A 19,763-nucleotide genomic window follows, 5' to 3' on the forward strand; every position below is an offset into this window, starting at 1 on the left:
CCTCAGCCCTTCCGCACATTATGGAACAGCGGGAAGCCGCCCAGGATGCCCGACAGGTTCCGGCGATAGGCCGTCTCCTCGAAATACTGGCCGAGGGGCACATAGGGGACATCGATCATCGCCTGGGCCTGCATCTCACGCGCCACGCGCTGCTCGGTGGCCAGGTCGGTAGCGGCGAACCATTCGGTGCGCAGCGCCTCCAGCCTCGGGCTGGTCGGCCAGCCGGGGTTGCTGCGCTCACCCAGGCCGCGCGTGTTCTGGTGGCTGGCGGGGTTGTAGGCCTCAAGCCCCGCGATATTGGTGAAGTAGATCGACCAGCCGCCCTGATCCACCGGGTCCTTCTTCAGGCGGCGCTGCACCACCGTGCCCCAGTCCACCGTCTGCAGATCCACGTTGAAGCCGATGCGGCGCAGCAGGTCGGCGCCCACGATGGCCAGCGCGTTCAGCTGCGGATAGTCGCCCGCGCCCATCACCACGATGCGCTCACCCTTGTAGCCGGCGGCGGCCAGGTCACGTGCCGAGCGCGCCAGGTCGCGCGGTGAGGTCACGGCCTCCATCCCGGCATCATTGGCCAGGGGCGTGCCCGGGGTGAAGATGCCCACCTTGTCGCGCCAGTGGCTGCGGTCCTCGCCGGCGACCGCGGTCAGGAAATCCGATTGCTCCACCGCGCGCAGCACCACCTGGCGGATGGCCGGGTTGTTGAAGGGCGCCTGCAACTGGTTGAAGCGCATGATGGGCAGGGAGCCATCCTGGTCCGTGCGGCTGAGGGCGACGTTGCGGTTGCGGCGCAGGCTGGGCAGCAGGTCGACCAGCGGCTTCTCCAGCCAGTCCACCTCGCCATTGCCGAGCGCGCCGGCGGCGGTGGCGGGGTCGGGGATGACCATCCATTCCACCCGGTCGATGAACACGCGCTTGGGGCCGGCGGTGCGGCTGGGCGTGCCCTCGGCGCGCGGCACATAGCCGTCGAACTTGTCATAGACCAGCCGGCTGCCACCGACATATTCGCCGCGGTTGAAGCGGAAGGGGCCGCTGCCGATGATCTCGCTCACCTGGCGGTCGGCGGGGCCATTGGCCAGGCGCTCCGGCATGATGGCGGGCATATAGCTGGACGGCTTGCCGAGGGCGGCCGGCAGCAGGCCGAAGGGGCGCTTCAGGCGGAACTGCACCGTGCGGTCGTCGAGTGCCGACAGCTCATCGGTCACGGCCCGCAGTTCCTGCCCGAAGGCATCCCGCCGCCACCAGCGCTGCAGGCTGGCCACCACATCCCTGGCCAGCACCGGCGTGCCGTCATGGAACTTCAGCCCCTCGCGCAGGGTCAGTTTCCAGCGCCTGCCGTCATCTTCCATGACATGCCCCGCCACCATCTGGGGCGAGACCTCGAAGCCGTCATTGGTCCCGTACAGCGTGTCATAGACGAGGAAGGCGTGGTTGCGCGTGACATAGGCGGTGGTGAAGGTCGGATCGAGCACGCCCACATCGGCCTGCGGCACGAAGCGGACCACGCTGCCCTGCTGGGCGATGGCCGGGGCGGCGAACAGGCCGGCGCTGCCGGCCAGCAAGGAACGACGGTTCATAACGGGGTCTCCATCAGGCGTCGGGGATCGGTGAGGCGGCCCGTCACCGCGCTGGCGGCGACGGTGGCGGGGCTGGCGAGAAGGATCTCGGCGCTGCGGCTGCCCATGCGGCCGGGCGCGTTGCGGGAACCGGAGGAGACACACACCTCCCCATCGCCCAGCAGGCCCATGTGCAGGCCCGCGCAGGCGCCGCAGCCGGGCGGCGTCAGCACGCAGCCGGCATCGAGCAGGGTGGCGAGCGTGCCGTCCCGCAGGGCGGCGGACTGCACGGCGCGGGAGGCGGGCGTGACCAGCATGCGCACCCCCGGCGCCAGGCGGCGGCCGGCGAGAATGGCGGCGGCCTCGCGCAGGTCCTCGATGCGGCCATTGGTGCAGGTGCCGAGGAAGGCCTGGTTGATGGCGGGCGCGCCGAAATCCGCGATGGGGGCCACCCGGCCGGGCAGGGCGGCCATGGGCGACAGCGCGCCAAGATCGACCACGACCTCCTGCATATAGGCCGCCCCGGCGTCGAGACGCGGCCAGCCATGGTCGGGCGGCACCATGGCCGCCTTGGCGCCGAGCTCGACGGCCATGTTGCACAGGGTCATGCGCTGGGCCGTGGACAGCGAGGCCACGCCCGGCCCGTGGAACTCCAGCGCGCGATAGGTGGCGCCCGCGCTGCCCATCAACCGCAGCAGCGTCAGGCAGATGTCCTTGGCGGTCACGCCGGGGTTGAGCACCCCGTCCAGCACGATGCGGATGGTCTCGGGCACCCGCAGCCAGATACGGCCGGTGGCCCAGACATGAGCGGTCTCGGTGGCACCGAGCCCCGTGCCGAAGCAGCCGACCGCGCCCAGCGTGGTGGTGTGGCTGTCGGCGTTGAAGGCCAGCTCGCCGGGCTTCACCAGCCCCTGTTCGATGCAGATCTGGTGGGAAATGCCCTCGCCCACCTCATGCAGCCGCTCCACGCCGAGGCGTTGCAGGAAGCGCCGGCCCTCGGCATGGGCGGTGGCGTGCTCCACCGTCTCGGCCGGGGCGAAATGGTCATAGAACACACCGAGCCGTTCCGGATGCGGCAGGCGGGTGACGCCGGCGCGATCCAGGTGGTGCATCAGCAGCGAGATGGTGTCGTCCGGGATGAAGCAGTGGTCGGGCGTCACCTCGGCCATCTCGCCCGCGCGCAGGGGGCGGCCGGCGGCGCGGGAGAGGATCTGCTCCGCCAGCGTGCCGTTGTCGCGGACAGGCGCATGCAGCGGCGCGGGGGCCGCGGCCGCCAGGCCCGCGAGCAACCCGCCGCGGGCGATGATCGCCAGCAGCGCGGCGGGCAGGGGCGGTACGGCAAGACGCTGCCCGTCCGCCTCGATCCAGCCCTCGGCCAGGTCGGCGGTCACGGTGGCCCCGGTCTCCAGCGCAGGCAGTTCCGGGCAGGCCACGGCGGGCAGGCCGTTGTTGATGCAGTTGCGGAAGAACAGGCGGGAGAAGCCGCGCGCCACCACCAGCTTCACGCCGGCACCCAGCAGGGCGGTCACCGCTTCCTCGCGCGCGCTGCCGCCGCCCAGGTTGTCGCCGGCCACCAGCACCGGGTGGGCGGCCACGCGGGCGGGCCATTCGTCACCCAGCCCCTGCAGCGCATGGGCCGCCTGGCGCCTGTGGTCCGTGATGCCCATGAAGCGCGCGGGGTAGAGAAGGTCCGCGTTGATGTCGCTGCCCGCGACCAGCGCGCTGCCGGAAACCCGCATCAGCCCTGTTCCGGCCGGTAGCGCGTGTCCATGGCGGCCACCGCCTCCAGCCCGACGATCTCGTTGAACTCGGCAAAGCCGCTCATCCGGTCGGCCATGGCGGCATAGGTGCCGGCGCGGTTCACCTCGGCATACAGGTCGCCCAGGGCCCGCGTCACGGCGAACACCACGTCGGGGTTCTGCACGAAGCGAAAGCCCATGGCCGCGATCTCGGCGGCGGGCGGGGTGGGGGAACGGCCGCCGAGCGCCCAGTTGAACACGGTGGGGCAGTCGAACTGCGGCGGCACGGAGGCCATCTGCTCCATGGTCTCCAGCGCCTCGATGAAGATCATGTCGGCGCCGGCCTCGCGATAGGCATGGGCGCGCTCCAGGGCGTCCTCGTAATTCGTGACCGCCAGGGCGTCGGTGCGGGCCAGGATGGCGAAATCGGCGTCGCGGCGGGTGTCCACGGCGGCCTTGATCTTGGCGACCATCTCCGCCTTCGGGATCACCCGCTTGCCTGCCATGTGGCCGCAGCGCTTGGGGGATACCTGGTCCTCGATCTGCACCCCCGCGACGCCGGCCTTCTCCAGCCCCCGGATCAGCCGCCCGACATTGAGATGGTTGCCGTAGCCATCATCGCCGTCGGCCAGCAGCGGCACGCCGATACGGTCCGCGATGCGGGCCGCGGTCTCCACCATCTCGGTCAGGGTCAGATAGCCGACATCGGGCAGGCCGAGGCGACCGGCGGCCACGCAATAGCCGCTCATATAGGCCATCGGCAGGCCGGCGCGCTCGGCCAGCAGGGCCGACAGCGCGTCATAGACGCCGGCCATGGGGATCAGCTCGGTGCCGGCCATCAGCTGGCGGAGGGCGGCGGGGCGGGATTCTGTGCTCACGTCACGCAGAATGAACCAGTACGATTTTATGGCAATCGGCAAATTGTACTGGTTTAATGTGCGGGCGCGCCGCGGCGCATAGGAAAGCGTCAGCCGATGCGTTATCAGGCAGCACCGTTCCCGCCCGGAGAATCCGTCCCCTGGCCACACCCAAATTCCTGACGCTGGTCGACCATCTGGCCCAGGGCATTGCCAGCGGCCGCTGGCGCGAGGGCGAGCGCCTGCCGCCGCAACGCGAGCTCGCGGCCCAGTTCGGCGTGACCATCGCGACCATGACCCGCGCCGTGGCCGAGGCGACGAGGATGGGGCTGGTGATCGCGCGTCCCGGCAGCGGCACCTATGTGCGCGGCGCCGAGGCACCGGAGCCCAGCGGCATCGACCTGCGGCTGAACAACGTGCCCATCGTGCCCGGCATCCGCGCCGCGCTGGCTGCGGCGATGGCCGAGCTGGGGCGTGAAGGCGACCCGGAGCGCCTGTTCGGCTACAACCCCGGCACGGGTGCCGCCCGACACCGCGCGGCGGCCGCCCGCTGGGTGGCGCCGCGCGGCCTGACCACCTCGGCCGAGGGGCTGCTGCTGTCCCACGGCGCGCAGCACGGCCTGGCGGCCTGCCTCGCGGCGCTGGCCCGGCCCGGCGACACGGTGCTGTGCGAGGCCTGGACCTATGCGGGCTTCCACCGCCTGGCGGCCGAGGCCGGCCTGCGGCTTCAGGGCGTGGCCATGGACGAGGAAGGCATGTGCCCCGAGGCGCTGGCCCGGGCCCTGCGTGAAACCGGCGCGCGCCTGGTTCTCTGCAGCCCCGCCGTGCAGAATCCCACCACCGCCACCATGGGGCTGGCGCGCCGCCGCGCCATACTGGACGCCTGCCGGGCAGTGGATGCCTTCGTGCTGGAGGACGACGTCTGCGGCTATCTGGCCGGCGACACCCTGCCGCCGTTGGCCGAGCTGGACCCGGAGCGCGCGGTCTATATCACGGGCCTTTCCAAGGCCGTCGCCCCCGGCTTCCGGCTGGGGCTGCTGCGCCCCCCGGCGCGCCTGCGCGCGGCCATCACCCAGGCGCTGGGCGTGCATCACTGGGTCGCCCCGGGCTTCTATGCTGAGGTCCTGGCCCGGCTGGTCGAGGCCGGGGTGCGGGCCGATCACCGGGCAGAGGTCGCGGCGCGCATGGCGCTGCTGGCCGCCCCGCTAGGCCTGCGGCCGCCGCTCGCCAGCTATCACGCCTGGCTGCCGGTGCCCGATGTCTGGCCCGTGGGCGATTTCGTGGCGGCGCTGGCCGGGCGGGGCGTGCTGGTGTTGCCGGCCGGGCATTTCGCCGTGGCCGGGGCGCCCGCGCCGCGCCATGTGCGGCTGTGCCTGGGGGCGGTCCCGCCCGAGGCGCTTTCCCGTGCGGCGGGCATCATCGCCGGGCTGGCGCGCGAACAGCCCTGGGCCCAGCAGGCGATGGTCTGACTACAGCAGCGGGCTGAACATGGTCAGCGCATTGTCCCACAGCCGACGCGGCAGGCCGCGCCCGCGCAGGGCCTTCCGCGTCACCTCGATGGAGGCCGCGCGATAGACCTCCTGGCGCGCCCGCACCTGCGTCACGATGTCGCCCGGTCCGAGCAGGGTGTTGTTCTCCAGGTTCAGCTCCATGCTGCGCCGGTCCATGTTGGCGGAGCCCACCAGCGCCACCTCGGCGTCGGCCACCAGCGTCTTGGCGTGCAGCAGCCCGCCCTGGAACTCGAAGACGCGCACGCCCGCATCCAGCAGGTCCGGGTAATGGGCCTTGCCGATCGCGCCCACCGCCCAGGAATCATTGCGCGCCGGCAGGATCAGGCTGGTGGCCACGCCCCGCCGCGCGCAGGCGATGAGGGCCGCCAGCACCGGCGGGTCCGGCACGAAATAGGGGGTGGTGATCACCACCTCGCGTTCCGCGCCGCACAGCAGCCCGACGAAGACGTCCGACATGGCGCCCCGCACCGCCAGCGGGCCGGTGCCGAAGGCGATGGCGGGAAAGCCGCCTTCCAGCGGTGCGGGCGCCGCGGGGGGCAGGGCCAGCTCCTCCTCCGTCTCGGCCATCCAGCTGGCGGTGAACAGCAGCTGGTTCTGCAGCACGACCGGCCCCTGGAAGCGCAGCATGATGTCCACCCAGGGCGCGAAGCGGCGCTTGATCCGGAACTCCGGGTCGGCCGCGTTCTGGCTGCCGCCATAGGCGATGCGGTCGTCGATCACGACGATCTTGCGGTGGTTGCGCAGGTCCGCCCGGTTGCCGAGGAAGAACAGCAGCCCCCGGTCGACCTTCAGCGCGGCGCAGAGCTGCACGCCGTCCCGCGCCATGTCCCGCCAGTGGCGGGAACGGATGAGCGAGCGCGAGCCCAGCCCGTCCGCGATGACCCGGCAGGCCACCCCGCGCCTGGCCGCCGCCCGCACCGCCTGCATCAGCCGCAGGCCGTTATTGTCGGCCAGCCAGATGTAGAAGGAGATGTGGACGCTGTGCCACGCCGCATCGATATCGCGCACCATGGCGTCGATGGCCGCGTCGGCATCGGCCAGCACGGTCGCGCGGTTGCCGCCCACGGCAGGCACGGCGGCGATGGCCTCGCAGCGGCGGAACACAGGCCGGAAGCCCGCGGGCAGGGCAGGGGCGCCCGCGATCACGGGCGGCCATGCCGCGCGAAGCTGGCCGCGCAGCGCCTGCGCCACCTGCAGGGAGCGCCGGCGCACCCGGCGCTCCAGCCAGGGCTCGCCCACCAGCAGATAGGCCGCGATCCCCAGGCCCGGCAGCAGCAGCAGCGCCAGCACCCAGGCCGCGCGCGAGGAAGGGTCCTTGCCGTCCACCAGGATGGCGCGGCCGACGGCCGCGATCTGGGCCGCGGCCAGGCAGAGCCCCCAGAAGAATTCGCCTGACATGGTCACGCCGCGACTATGCCAGATTCGGATCGAATCGGCGTATCGTTGCGCAGCCAGCCAGGAGGACCCGCCGTGGACCGCTTCTTCTCGCTCTCAGCCCGCGGCACCGATACCCGCACCGAGATCATCGCCGGCCTCTCCACCTTCCTCACCATGGCCTACATCATCGTGGTGAACCCCTCGATCATGGCGGCGGCGGGCATCGACCAGGGGGCGGCCTTCGTCGCGACCTGCCTGGCGGCGGCCATCGGGTCGATGTTGATGGGCATGATCGCGAATTTCCCGATCGCGCTGGCGCCCGGCATGGGGCTGAACGCCTATTTCGCCTTCGCCGTGGTGCAGGGCATGGGCGTGCCCTGGCAGGTGGCGCTGGGGGCAGTGTTCCTGTCGGGGCTGGTGTTCCTGGCGGTTTCCCTGCTGCGGGTGCGCGAATGGCTGGTGAACGGCATTCCGGTCTCGCTGAAATTCGGCATCGCGGCCGGCATCGGCTTCTTCCTCGGCCTGATCGGGCTGAAGAACATGGGCCTGGTGGTGGGGCATCCGGCCACGCTGGTGGCGCTGGGGCCGATCGCGCAGACCTCCACCCTGCTGGCCTGCGGGGGCTTCCTGCTGATCGCGGGGCTTTCGGCGCGCGGCGTGCCGGGGGGCATCGTCATCGGCATCCTGGCCACGGCGTTGGCCGGGATTCCCTTCGGGCTGACCACCTTCCAGGGCATCGCCAGCCTGCCGCCCTCGCTCGCGCCCACCTTCCTGCAACTGGACATCGCGGGCGCGCTCGGCCTCGGCGTCCTGAGCATCGTGTTCACCTTCTTCCTGGTGGACCTGCTGGACAACACCGGCACGTTGATCGGCACGGTGCACCGCGCGGGGCTGATGCGGCCGGACGGCACGGTGCCCAACCTCGGCCGCGCATTGCTGGCCGATTCGACCGGCGCGGTGACCGGGGCGGTGCTCGGCACCTCCACCACCGTCAGCTACATCGAGAGCGCGGCGGGCATCCAGGCGGGCGGGCGCACCGGCCTCACGGCGGTCACGGTCGGGGTGCTGTTCCTGCTGGCGCTGTTCCTGGCGCCGCTGGCCACCTCCATCCCGGCCTTCGCCACCGCACCCGCGCTGGTCTTCGTGGCCTGCCTGATGGCGCGCTCACTGAAGGAGCTGAACTGGGAGGATTCGACCGACTACATGCCCGCCATCGTGACGGCACTGGCCATGCCCTTCACCTTCTCCATCGCGACGGGCATCGGCCTCGGCTTCATCGCCTTCGCGGGCGGCAAGGCGATCGCGGGCCGTGCGGCTGAGGTGCATGGCGCCGTGTGGCTGATCGCGGCGCTGTCTGTCGTGAAGTTCGCGCTGGCCTGATCGCGGGCGTGACGAAATGTCACGCAGAATGACTTTTGTTTCTTATCAATTGGTTATAGTTGTGGGCGCCCCGTGCCGCCGGTAATCTCATGCCCGTGAGGTAACCGATGGTTGCGACGGGCGTTTCTCTCTCGACCCGAATGATTTGATAAGATATGCGTATCAAATCGGGCGAGAGGATGTGAAATGAGCGCAGCAGGCGCGGATGAAGGGGTCGCCGTGCTGCGCGCGGTCATGGCGCTCGGCCGCAGGCTGCGCGCGGCGCGCCCGGCGGCCGGGGTCAACCTCTCGGGCCTCAGCCTGCTCGGCACGCTTGCCAGGCGTGGCCCGATGCCCGCCGCCCAGCTGGCCCAGGCCGAGCGCCTGCAGCCGCAATCCCTGACCCGGCTGATCGCCGCCCTGGAACGCGACGGGCTGATCGAACGCCACCGCTCGGACGCCGACCGCCGCGCGCTGCTGATCGCGCCCACCCCGGCCGGCCGCGCCGCGCTGGCCGAGGAGATCCGCATCCGCCAGGCCTGGCTGGACCGCGCCATGCACAGTGCCTTGTCGGCCGAGGAGCGCCGGACCCTGGCCATGGCCGCCGAGGGCATGATGAAACTGGCCCAGGCCGAGGATGTGCAGCCATGAGCCTGCCGAGACGCGGCCTCTGCGCCGCCCTTCTGCTGTCAGGGTGCGCGGTGCGCCTGCCGGGCACCAATTCGGGCATCGAGCTGCCCGACCGCTTCACCGCCGCCGAGGCCGCGGCCCTGTGGCCCGCCGTCGATTGGTGGAAGGGCTTCGGCTCGTCGGAGCTGGATGCGCTGATGGCGGCCGCCGCCACCGGCAGCTTCGACATCCGTGCCGCCGAGGCACGGCTTCGCCAGGCCGATGCCCAGGTGCGCGTCACCGGCCAGGCGCTGCTGCCCACCGGCAACCTGACCGCCAACACGACGCGCAGCCAGACCTCGGGCACCACCAGCGTCAGCGGGCGCACCACCATCCGCTCCATCGACGCGTTGTCGCTGAATGCCAGCTACGAGCTGGATTTCTGGGGCCGCAACCGCGCGGCGCTGGAGGCCGCGCGGCAGTCCCGCAACGCCAGCCGCTTCAACCTGGCCGTGGTGGGGCTGACGACCCAGGCCTCGGTCGCCAATACCTATCTGCAGGTGCTGGCCTCGCGTGAGCAGCTGGAGATCCAGCAGCAGAACCTGGCGGCGGCCGAGCGCATCCTGTCCCTGCTGCGCATCCAGGTGAATGCGGGCACCTCCTCGGGGCTGGAACTCGCGCAGCAGCAGACGCTGGTGGACCAGCAGCGCGCGCAGATCCCGCCGCTGCGCCAGGCGGTGGCGCAGAACACCGCCTCGCTCGGCACGCTGACCGGGCAGGTGCCCGAGCGTATCGCGGCCCCGCGGATGAAGCTGGCGGAGCTGCGGGTGCCGCCCGCCAGCCCCGGCCTGCCGTCGGAGGTATTGGCCCGCCGCCCCGACATCGCCCAGGCCGAGGCCACGCTGACGCAGTATCAGGCCAGCGCCTTCAGCGCGCGGGCGGCCATGCTGCCGGCCTTCACCCTGACCGCCAGCGGCGGCTTCCAGTCCCTGCTGATCGAGAACCTGCTGCGCCCGGGCTCGGCCGTGTTCAGCCTGGCGGCGGGGCTGACCCAGCCGATCTTCCAGCTGGGCCAGCTGCGCGCCCAGGCCCGGCTGACCGAGGCCCAGGCCGAGGAAATGCTGGAGAACTACCGCAAGGCGATCGTGGCGGCGCTGGTCGATACCGAGAACGCGATCGTGGCGCTGAACGAGACGACGGACCAGGAGCGGCTGCAATCGGCCGCCACCCGCAGCGCCGAGACGGCGCAGGGCATCGCGGAGACCCAGTTCCGCGTCGGCACCGTGCCGCTGATCAATGTGCTGAACACCCAGCAGACCCTGTATTCCGCGCGCAACCAGCTGGTGCAGGTGCGCCTCGCACGCTTCCAGGCGGCAGTCGGCCTGTTCCGCGCCCTGGGTGGAGGATGGTCGTAATGCCCGGAGATTCCCCGATGATCGAGAACCCCGGGCATGCCGCGCCGCCGCCGGCGCGCCGCAGGCGCCGCGCCTGGCCCTGGCTGCTGCTGATCCTGCTGGTCGCGGGCGGGGCAGGGGGCTGGTACTGGTGGACCCACATGCGCCAGCCCGCGGCCACCGAGGCCCAGCAGGGCCGGCGCGGCGCCGGCCAGGGGCGCCCCGCCATTCCCGTGGCGGCCGCCCCCGCCACCCCGCGCGATATCCCGATCCGCCTCGCGGCGCTGGGCACCGTGCAGGCGCTGAACAGCGTGACGCTGCGCGCCCAGGTGGAGGGTGTGCTGCTGGAAGTGGCCGTGACCGAGGGCCAGGAGGTCGAGGCGGGCACCGTGGTCGCCCGGATCGACCCGCGCCCCTATGCCGCGGCGCTGGCCCAGGCGGAGGCCAAGCGCGCCCAGGACCAGGCCCTGCTGGCCAATGCGCGGGTGGATCTGCAGCGCTATACCGAACTGGCGCGCGCCGCCGGCGCCTCCCGCCAGCAGCTGGATACCCAGCGCGCGCTGGTGCAGCAGTATGAGGCGCTGATCCAGGCCGATGAGGCCGCCATCGCCTCCGCCCGCACGCAGCTGGATTTCACGACCATCCGCTCCCCGGTCAATGGCCGGGTGGGGCTGAGGCAGGTGGATCCGGGCAATGTGGTGCGTTCCTCCGACACCAACGGCGTGATGGTGGTGAACCAGCTGCGGCCGATCACCGTCTCCTTCACATTGCCGCAGCAGCAGCTGCGCCAGGTGCTGACGGCGATGGGCCAGGGGCCGGTCGCGGTGCAGGTGGTGGACGCCGCCGGCCAGACCCAGGCCGAGGGCACGCTGCTGACGCCGGACAACCAGGTGGACACCACCACGGGCACGGTGCGCTTCAAGGCCACCTTCCCGAACGACAACGGCCTGCTGTGGCCGGGCGCCTTCGTGAATGTGCGCCTGACGGTGGGCACGCTGCGCCAGGTGCTGACCATCCCGCTGGAGGCGGTGCAGCGCGGCCCGCAGGGCGCCTTCACCTTCGTCCTGCAGGAAGACAGCACGGTGAAGCAGCGCCCCCTGACGCTGGGGCTGGTGACGGACCGCGTGGCCGTGGTGCAGCAGGGGCTGCAGCAGGGTGAGCGGGTGATCACCTCCGGCGCGCTGCGGCTGGATGATGGGGCGCGGGTGGTGATGATGCAGCCCCAAGGCGGCGGGCAAGGTGGCGCCCAACCCGGTGGTGGCCAACCCGGTGGCGGCCAGCCCGGTGCTGGCCAACGCTGGCGCCGGCCCGGGGCAGAGCAGCCCGGCGCGGGCCAGGAAGCCCCGCAGGGCCAGCGCCCGGAACGCCGCCAGGCGCCCCAACAGGCCCCCCAACAGGCCCCGGCCCCGTGAACGTCTCCGCCCCTTTCATCGCACGGCCGGTCGCCACCACGCTGCTGTCCATCGCCATGCTGCTGGCGGGGCTTCTGGGCTACATGCAGCTGCCGGTCTCGGCCCTGCCGGAGGTGGACTTTCCCACCATCGAGGTCACGACCCAGCTGCCCGGGGCCTCGCCCGAGACGGCGGCGGTGCAGATCACGGCCTCCCTCGAACGCCAGCTCGGCCAGATCGCCGGGCTGACGACGATGATCTCCTCCTCCGGGCCCGGCGTGTCGCGCATCACGCTGCAGTTCGACCTGGGGCGGAACATCGACGACGCGGCGCAGGACGTGCAGGCCGCGATCAACGCATCTCGCGGCACCCTGCCGCAGAACCTTCCCTATCCGCCGGTCTATTCCAAGGTGAACCCGGCCGACCCGCCGATCCTGACGCTCGCGCTCACCTCCGAAACCCTGCCGATCCATCGCCTGTCCGATGTCGCGGACACGCTGCTGGCGCAGCGGCTCAGCCAGGTCTCCGGCGTGGGGCGCGTCTCGGTGCAGGGCAACATGCGCCCGGCCGTGCGGATCCAGGCCGATCCGCAGCGCCTCGCGGCCTATGGGCTGTCCATGGAGGACATCCGCAGCGCCGTGGTCAGCGCCAACCAGGCCGGGCCGAAGGGCTCGCTTGATGGGCCGCGCCAGGCCAGCACGGTCATGGCGAATGACCAGATCACGGCGCCGGCCGATTTCGCGCGCGTCGTCATCGCCTGGCGCAACGGCGCGCCCGTGCGCCTGTCCGATGTGGCCAATGTGGTGGACGGGCTGGAGAACACGCTGAACGCCGCCTGGCTGAACGGCAGCCGCGCGGTGCTGCTGGATGTGCAGCGCCAGCCCGGCGCCAACATCGTGGCCACCGTCGAGCGCCTGCAGGACCAGCTGCAGGGCCTGCAGAACGCCCTGCCGCCCGGCGTGCGCCTGACCATCGTGGCCGACCGGACGGAGACCATCCGTGCCTCGGTGCATGAGGTGCAGTTCACGCTGATCCTGTCGGTCGTGCTGGTGGTGCTGGTGATCTACCTGTTCCTGCACAGCGCGCGCGCGACGCTGGTGCCGGCCGTGGCCCTGCCGCTCTCCATCATCGGCACCTTCGGCGTGATGTGGGTGTGCGGCTTCTCGATGGACAACCTGTCGCTGATGGCGCTGACCATCGCGACCGGCTTCATCGTGGACGACGCGATCGTGATGATCGAGAACATCGTCCGGCTGATCGAGAAGGGCGAGAAGCCGCTGGCCGCCGCCTTCAAGGGCGCGGCCCAGATCGGCTTCACCGTCGTATCGCTGACGGTCTCGCTCATCGCGGTGTTCATCCCGCTGTTGTTCATGACGGGCGTGGTGGGGCGGCTGTTCCGCGAATTCGCCCTCACGCTCACCATCTCCGTCCTCGTCTCCATGGTGGTGTCGCTGACGCTGACGCCGATGATGACCGGCCTGCTGATGCGCCCCGCCGCCGAGATGAAGCCCGGCCTGCTGCCCCGCATCGCGGAGCGCGGCTTCGACTGGCTGCGCGACCGCTATGTCTCCACCCTGGACGTGGCGCTGCGCCACCAGTGGCTGATGCTGCTGGTCACCTTCATCACCATCGGCGCCACCGTCTGGCTGTATGTGGTGGTGCCCAAGGGCTTCCTGCCGCAGCAGGATACCGGCCTGCTGACGGTCATCACGGAGGTGCCGCAGGATGCCTCCTTCACCCGCCTGGCGGAGCGCCAGCAGGAAGTCGCGCGCGTGGTGGCCGAGGACCCGGATGTCGCGCGCGTGACGGCGGTGGCCGGGGCGGGCGGCATCAACGCGGCCCAGAACCTGGGCAGCCTGACGGCTGTTCTGCGCCCGCGCGCGGATCGCGTGGCCAATGCGCAGACGATCGCGGAACGTCTGCAGGCGCGCCTGGCCGCCATTCCCGATGTCTCGGTGCAGATCCAGTCCGTGCCCGACATCCGCATCGGTGCGCGTGCCAGCGGCACCGCCTTCCAGTACACGCTGAGCGATTCCGACACGGCGCGCCTGGCCGAATGGGTGCCGCGGCTGGTGTCGCGGCTGCATGACGCGCCGGAGCTGCGCAATGTCGCGAGCGACCTGCGCGATGGCGGGCTGCGCCTCTCGGTGAATGTCGACCGCGACCTGGCCGCGCGGCTGGGCGTGACCATCCAGGCGGTGGACGACGTGCTGTATGACAGCTTCGGCCAGCGCCAGATCTCCACCATCTATGGCCAGGCCAACCAGTACCGCGTGGTGCTGGAGGTCGACCCGGCCATGCGCGACGACCCGGCGCTGATCGGGCTGCTGCGCATTCCGGGGGCCGTCAGCAACACGGGCGGCGGCACGGGCGCGACCCAGGTGACGTCGGGTGCCACGGTGGCCGCCACCAGCGCCAGTACCAGCGGCAACTACCAGGTGCCGCTATCGGGCATCGCCGCCATCACCCGGCAGGCGGGGCCGCTGACCATCACCCGGCAGGACCAGTTCCCCGCCGTCACCATCGGCTTCGACCTCGCGCCCGGCGTCTCGCTCGGCCATGCGGTGCAGGCCATCGAGGGCGCCCAGCGCGCGCTCGGCATGCCCGACACCATGCAGGGCGAGTTTTCCGGCGACGCGGCGGAGTTCGCCAGTTCGCTGGCCAGCGAGCCCTATCTGATCCTGGCCGCCGTGGTGGTGATCTATCTCGTGCTCGGCATGCTGTACGAGAGCGCGATCCATCCCATCACCATCCTCTCCACCCTGCCTTCGGCCGGCATCGGCGCGCTGCTGGCGCTGTGGTTCATGGGGCTGGATCTGTCGGTCGTGGGGCTGATCGGCATCGTGCTGCTGATGGGCATCGTGAAGAAGAACGCGATCATGATGATCGACTTCGCGCTGGAGGCGCAGCGCGACGAGGGTATGACCTCCTTCGAGGCGATCCGCGAGGCCTGCGTGCTGCGCTTCCGCCCCATCATGATGACCACCATGGCCGCCCTGCTGGGCGCCGTGCCGCTGGTGCTGGGCGACGGGCCGGGCAGCGAGCTGCGCCTGCCGCTCGGTGTGTCCGTCATCGGCGGGCTGCTGCTGAGCCAGGTGATCACCCTCTACACCACCCCCGTCATCTACCTGGCGCTGGAACGGCTGCGGCCGAGCCGCGCGCCGGAACCCATCCCCCGCTCCTCCCTCGGGGAGGGCTGAACCATGTCGATCTCGGCCCCCTTCATCATGCGGCCGATCGCGACGACCATGCTCGCGATCGGCATCGCGCTGGCCGGGATCGTAGCGTGGTTCGGGCTGGCGGTGGCGCCCCTGCCGCGGGTGGACCTGCCGACCATCGTGGTGAACGCCAGCCAGCCGGGCGCGGACCCGGCAGTGATGGCGGCCTCCGTCGCAGCACCGCTGGAACGGCATCTGGGCGCCATCGCGGGCGTGACCGAGATCACGTCGACCTCCGCCCTCGGCAGCACCTCGATCGTCGTGCAGTTCGACCTGAACCGCCCGGTGGCGGAGGCCGCGAAGGACGTGATGGCGGCCATCAACGCCGCCGGCAGCGACCTGCCGGCCGGCCTGCCCAACCCGCCCACCTTCCGCCGCGCCAACCCGGCCGATGCGCCCGTGCTGATCATGGCCATCACCTCCGACCAGCTGGAGCCCTCGGCGGTCTATGACGCGGTGGACAGCATCGTCTCCCCGCGCATCGCCCGCGTGCCGGGCGTGGCCCAGGTGGTGGTGACGGGCGCCGAGCAGCCGGCCGTGCGCGTGCAGGTGGACCCGGCGGCCGCGGCCTCGGCCGGCATCACGCTCGAGAACATCCGCTCCACCATCACCTCCTCCAACGTCACCCAGCCGGTGGGGCTGTTCGACAACGGCGTGCATGCGGGCGCCATCACGGTGAATGACCGCATCGAGCGGCCGGAGGACTATGCCAACCTGATCCTGCGCACTTCCAACGGCGCCATCATGCGCCTGTCGGATGTGGCCCGGGTCTCGCCCGGGGTGCGGGACCGCCGGCAGGGCGGCAACTACAACGGCCGGCCCGCCGTGCTGATGATCATCTTCAAGCAGCCGGACGCCAATGTGATCGAGGTGGTGGACGGCATCCGCGGCATGCTGCCCACGCTGCAGCGCTGGATCCCGGCGGGCATCGACATCAACATCATGCGCGACCGCACCCAGACCATCCGCGCCAGCGTGCTGGATGTGCAGCACACGCTCTACATCTCGATCGCGCTGGTGGTGATGGTCGTCGCGATCTTCCTGCGCCGCTTCTCTGCCGTGCTGGCGGCGGCCATCGCGGTGCCGCTCTCGCTGCTCGGCACGCTGGCGGCCATGTGGCTGATCGGCGCCTCGCTCGACAACCTGTCGCTGATGGCGCTCACCATCTCGGTGGGCTTCGTGGTGGACGACGCCATCGTGATGATCGAGCAGATGATGCGCCTGCGCGAGCGTGGCGTGCCGCCCTTGCGGGCCGCGCTCGAAGGCGCGCGGCGCATCGGCTTCACGGTGGTCTCCATCACCGTCTCGCTGATCGCGGTGTTCATCCCGCTGCTGTTCATGCCGGGGGTGGTGGGGCGGCTGTTCCGCGAATTCTCCATCGTGCTGGCCGTGGCGGTCGCACTCTCGGCCGTCATCTCCCTGACCGTGACACCCATGGTGGCCGGGCGCCTCGGCACCGGAGAGGAGAAGCCGCCCGGCTGGTTCGGCCGCCGGTTCGAGCGCCTGATGGACTGGATCATCGAGGGCTACATGCGCAGCCTGGCGGTGGTGCTGCGCTGGTCGCGCCTGGCGCTGCTGTTCACCGTGGCGCTCGTGGGCGTCACGGTCTGGCTCTACATCATCGTGCCCAAGGACTTCTTTCCGCAGCAGGATACCGGACTGATCGCGGGCGCGGTGCAGGCCGCGCCCGATACCTCCTTCCAGACCATGATGCAGCGCCAGACGGAGGCCAGCCGCATCATCATGCAGGACCCCGCGGTGGCGGCGGTCGGCGGCTCCGTCGGGGGCGGCAGCGGGCGCGGCGGCGTCAGCTCCGCCAGCCTGTTCGTCTCCCTGAAGCCGCTGGAGGAGCGGCCGGGCGTCACGGCCGACATGGTGATCAACCGGCTGCGCCCGCAGCTGGGGCGCATCGCCGGCACCCAGACCTTCCTGCGCGCCGTGCAGGACATCAATGTGGGCGGGCGGTCGGGCAATGCGCAGTTCCAGTACGCGCTGCTGGCGGCCGACCTGGATGAGCTGCAGAACTGGTCCGAGGCGCTGGTGCGCCGCCTGAAGGAGATACCGCAGCTGCAGGATGTCTCCTCCGACCAGCAGCGCGCGGGGCTGATCACGCGGCTGGTGGTGGACCGGGATGCCGCCGCGCGCCTGGGCCTGACGGTGCAGGGCATCAACGCCGTGCTGAACAACGCCTTCGCCCAGCGCCAGGTCAGCGTGATCTACCGCACGCGCAACCAGTACCGCGTGGTGATGGAGATCGACCCGGCGCTGACCGAGGACCCCAACCAGCTGATGCGCATCTTCCTGCCCGGGCGGGGCGGCACCTCCATCCCGCTCGGCGCGGTGGCGCGGCTGGAACGGGCCAGCGCGCCGCTGGCCATCATGCACCAGGGGCAGTTCCCGGCCTCGACCATCACCTTCAACCTGGCACCCGGCGTGGCGCTGGGTGAGGCATCCACCCTGGTCGAGCAGGCGCAGCGCGACATCGGCATGCCGCCCAGCGTGCGCGGCGAATTCGCGGGCAATGCGCGGGTGTTCCGCTCGGTCCAGCAGGGGCAGGGGCTGCTGGTGCTGGCGGCTCTCGCCTGCATCTATCTCGTGCTCGGCATCCTGTATGAGGACCCGTGGCACCCGATCACCATCATCTCCACCCTGCCCACGGCGGGCATCGGCGCGCTGCTGGCGCTGATGCTGACGGGCACGCCCTTCACCGTGATCGCGCTGATCGGCGTGATCCTGCTGATGGGCATCGTGAAGAAGAACGGCATCATGATGGTGGACTTCGCGCTGGAGCATGAGCGCGAGGAGGGCGCGGCCCCGATGGAGGCCATCCTGGCCGCCTGCCGCGAGCGTTTCCGCCCCATCCTGATGACGACGCTGGCCGCCCTGCTGGGGGCCGTGCCCCTGGCCATCGGCGCGGGGGCAGGCAGCGAGCTGCGCCGGCCGCTCGGCATCGCCATCATCGGTGGGCTGGCGCTGTCGCAGATCCTCACGCTCTACACCACGCCCGTGGTGTATCTGGCCCTCGAAAGGCTGAAGGCGCGGCTGGGCAGCAGGACGCGGAAGGTGGCGACGGCCTGAGGCGGGGCGGCGCCGAAAAGGTACGAAGGGTGCAAGCCCGAAGCGGGCGCACAAGGGCAGGTTGAGGCCATACACCTCACAAGGACCTTCCCATGGCCCTCACCGCTACGCCGACCCCCGGCAAGATGCTGCTGAACGCCGATGACCACATCCTGGTCATGATCGACTTCCAGTCGCAGATGTCCTTCGCCACCAAATCCATCGACGCGGTGAACCTGCGCAACAACGCGGCCCTGATCTCACACGCGGCGGCCGGCTTCGGCGTCTCCACCATCCTGACCACCGTGGCCGAGAAGTCCTTCTCGGGCCCGATGTTCAGCGAGATCACGGATGCCTTCCCCGGCCAGGCGCTGCTCGACCGCACCTCCATGAACACCTGGGAGGATGCCGCGGTGATCGAGGAGATCAACCGCATCGGCAAGCCGCGCATCGTCCTCGCCGGGCTGTGGACGGGCGTGTGCATCGTGGGCCCCGCGCTGTCGGCCATCGACCAGGGCTTCGAGGTGTATGTGATCGCGGATGCCTGCGGCGATGTCTCGACCGAGGCGCATGAGCGCGCGATGGAGCGCATGATCCAGGCCGGCGCCCGCCCGATGACCAGCCTGCAGTATCTGCTGGAGCTGCAGCGCGACTGGGCCCGCACCGGCACCTACGAGATGACGACCGGAATCGCCAAGAAGTTCGGCGGTTCCTATGGCCTGGGAATCATCTACGCCAAGTCCATGTTCGGCGCGCATGAAGGCTGAGGCCACCCGCCGTGAGGGGGCGGCCCTGCTGGCCGCTTCCGCCATGCTGCCGGCCCTGGGCCGGGCGTCCACCACAAGCGAAGGACAGACCGCGATGAGCACCGTGACCACGCCCGATGGCGTCGAGATCTTCTACAAGGATTGGGGCCCGAAGAGCGCCCAGCCGATCATGTTCCACCATGGCTGGCCGCTGAGCGCCGATGACTGGGACGCGCAGATGCTGTTCTTCCTGTCGAAGGGCTTCCGCGTGGTGGCCCATGACCGGCGCGGCCATGGGCGCTCGGCCCAGGTGGCGGACGGCCATGACATGGACCACTACGCCGCCGATGCCTTCGCGGTGGTGCAGCATCTGGACCTGCGCAATGCCGTGCATATCGGCCATTCGACCGGCGGCGGCGAGGTCGCGCGCTATGTCGCGAAGCACGGCCAGCCCGCCGGCCGCGTGGCCAAGGCCGTGCTGGTCAGCGCCGTGCCGCCGCTGATGCTGAAGACCCCCGCCAACCCCGAGGGCCTGCCCATCGAGGTGTTCGACGGCTTCCGCGCGGCGCTCGCGGCCAACCGCGCGCAGTTCTTCCGCGACGTGCCGGCCGGGCCCTTCTATGGCTTCAACCGCCCGGGGGCGACCGTGCATGAGGGCGTGATCCAGAACTGGTGGCGCCAGGGCATGATGGGTGGTGCCAAGGCGCATTACGACGGCATCAAGGCCTTCTCCGAGACCGACCAGACCGATGACCTGCGCGCCATCACGGTGCCCACGCTGGTGCTGCACGGCGATGACGACCAGATCGTGCCCATCGCCGATGCCGCGTTGAAGTCGGCGCCTCTGCTCAGCCGCGGCACGCTGAAGGTCTATCCCGGCTTCTCGCACGGGATGCTGACGGTGAACGCCGACACGCTGAACGCCGATCTGCTGGCCTTCATCCAGGCGTGA

The 19,763-nt window shown here is 70.8% G+C and carries 13 protein-coding genes; 9 read left to right on the top strand and 4 right to left on the bottom strand.

What is annotated here, in order from left to right; genetic code table 11:
* Positions 1-2: 2 nt before the first annotated feature.
* From EOD42_RS08050 to EOD42_RS08060, 3 genes are read right to left on the bottom strand one after another with little or no spacing between them, the layout of a single operon-like run.
* On the bottom strand, positions 3-1,574 hold the full coding sequence (locus EOD42_RS08050) for an ABC transporter substrate-binding protein (RefSeq protein ID WP_127786976.1): 1,572 nt from the start codon (positions 1,572-1,574) through the stop codon (positions 3-5).
* A complete protein-coding gene (locus EOD42_RS08055; protein WP_127786977.1) occupies positions 1,571-3,292 on the bottom strand; it encodes an aconitase/3-isopropylmalate dehydratase large subunit family protein in 1,722 nt (573 codons plus the stop codon). Before EOD42_RS08055 ends, EOD42_RS08050 begins: the two co-directional genes overlap by 4 nt.
* On the bottom strand, positions 3,292-4,170 hold the full coding sequence (locus EOD42_RS08060; protein WP_127786978.1) for an isocitrate lyase/PEP mutase family protein: 879 nt from the start codon (positions 4,168-4,170) through the stop codon (positions 3,292-3,294). Before EOD42_RS08060 ends, EOD42_RS08055 begins: the two co-directional genes overlap by 1 nt.
* A gap of 56 nt (positions 4,171-4,226) precedes the next feature.
* Between EOD42_RS08060 and EOD42_RS08065 the strand changes: the two genes are divergently transcribed.
* Positions 4,227-5,618, top strand: a complete 1,392-nt coding sequence (locus EOD42_RS08065) for an aminotransferase-like domain-containing protein (protein WP_127786979.1) — start codon at positions 4,227-4,229, stop codon at positions 5,616-5,618.
* Here EOD42_RS08065 and cls read toward each other — a convergent pair whose 3' ends face one another.
* Positions 5,619-7,058, bottom strand: coding sequence for a cardiolipin synthase (gene cls / locus EOD42_RS08070; protein WP_127787216.1), 1,440 nt, complete (start codon positions 7,056-7,058; stop codon positions 5,619-5,621).
* A 72-nt stretch (positions 7,059-7,130) separates the two neighbouring features.
* Between cls and EOD42_RS08075 the strand changes: the two genes are divergently transcribed.
* The 8 genes from EOD42_RS08075 to EOD42_RS08110 all read left to right on the top strand — a co-directional run bounded on the left by EOD42_RS08075 (position 7,131) and on the right by EOD42_RS08110 (position 19,763).
* Complete coding sequence (locus EOD42_RS08075; protein ID WP_240655056.1) at positions 7,131-8,417, top strand: NCS2 family permease; 1,287 nt, start codon at positions 7,131-7,133, stop codon at positions 8,415-8,417.
* Between the two features lie 186 nt (positions 8,418-8,603).
* Positions 8,604-9,047: a MarR family transcriptional regulator gene (locus EOD42_RS08080; RefSeq protein WP_206020294.1), complete on the top strand. Its 444-nt coding sequence runs from the start codon at positions 8,604-8,606 to the stop codon at positions 9,045-9,047.
* The gene (locus EOD42_RS08085) at positions 9,044-10,420 is read left to right on the top strand and encodes an efflux transporter outer membrane subunit (protein WP_127786981.1); all 1,377 of its coding nucleotides are present in this window, start codon (positions 9,044-9,046) and stop codon (positions 10,418-10,420) included. The genes EOD42_RS08080 and EOD42_RS08085 overlap by 4 nt, the downstream gene beginning before the upstream one ends.
* Positions 10,420-11,811 carry an efflux RND transporter periplasmic adaptor subunit gene (locus EOD42_RS08090; RefSeq protein WP_164867828.1) on the top strand — a complete coding sequence of 464 codons (1,392 nt, stop codon included), beginning with the start codon at positions 10,420-10,422 and terminating at the stop codon, positions 11,809-11,811. Before EOD42_RS08085 ends, EOD42_RS08090 begins: the two co-directional genes overlap by 1 nt.
* Complete coding sequence (locus EOD42_RS08095; protein WP_127786983.1) at positions 11,808-14,990, top strand: efflux RND transporter permease subunit; 3,183 nt, start codon at positions 11,808-11,810, stop codon at positions 14,988-14,990. Before EOD42_RS08090 ends, EOD42_RS08095 begins: the two co-directional genes overlap by 4 nt.
* Before the next feature lie 3 nt (positions 14,991-14,993).
* Complete coding sequence (locus tag EOD42_RS08100) at positions 14,994-18,086, top strand: efflux RND transporter permease subunit (protein ID WP_127786984.1); 3,093 nt, start codon at positions 14,994-14,996, stop codon at positions 18,084-18,086.
* Positions 18,087-18,178: 92 nt separating this feature from the next.
* Positions 18,179-18,832 (top strand): hydrolase, encoded by a 654-nt coding sequence (locus tag EOD42_RS08105; RefSeq protein ID WP_127786985.1) that lies wholly within the window; start codon positions 18,179-18,181, stop codon positions 18,830-18,832.
* Positions 18,833-18,926: 94 nt separating this feature from the next.
* Entirely contained in the window at positions 18,927-19,763 is an 837-nt protein-coding gene (locus EOD42_RS08110) for an alpha/beta fold hydrolase (protein ID WP_127787218.1), read from the top strand.

The sequence above is a fragment of the Rhodovarius crocodyli genome (assembly GCF_004005855.1).
GTDB classification, from domain to species: Bacteria; Pseudomonadota; Alphaproteobacteria; order Acetobacterales; family Acetobacteraceae; genus Rhodovarius; species Rhodovarius crocodyli.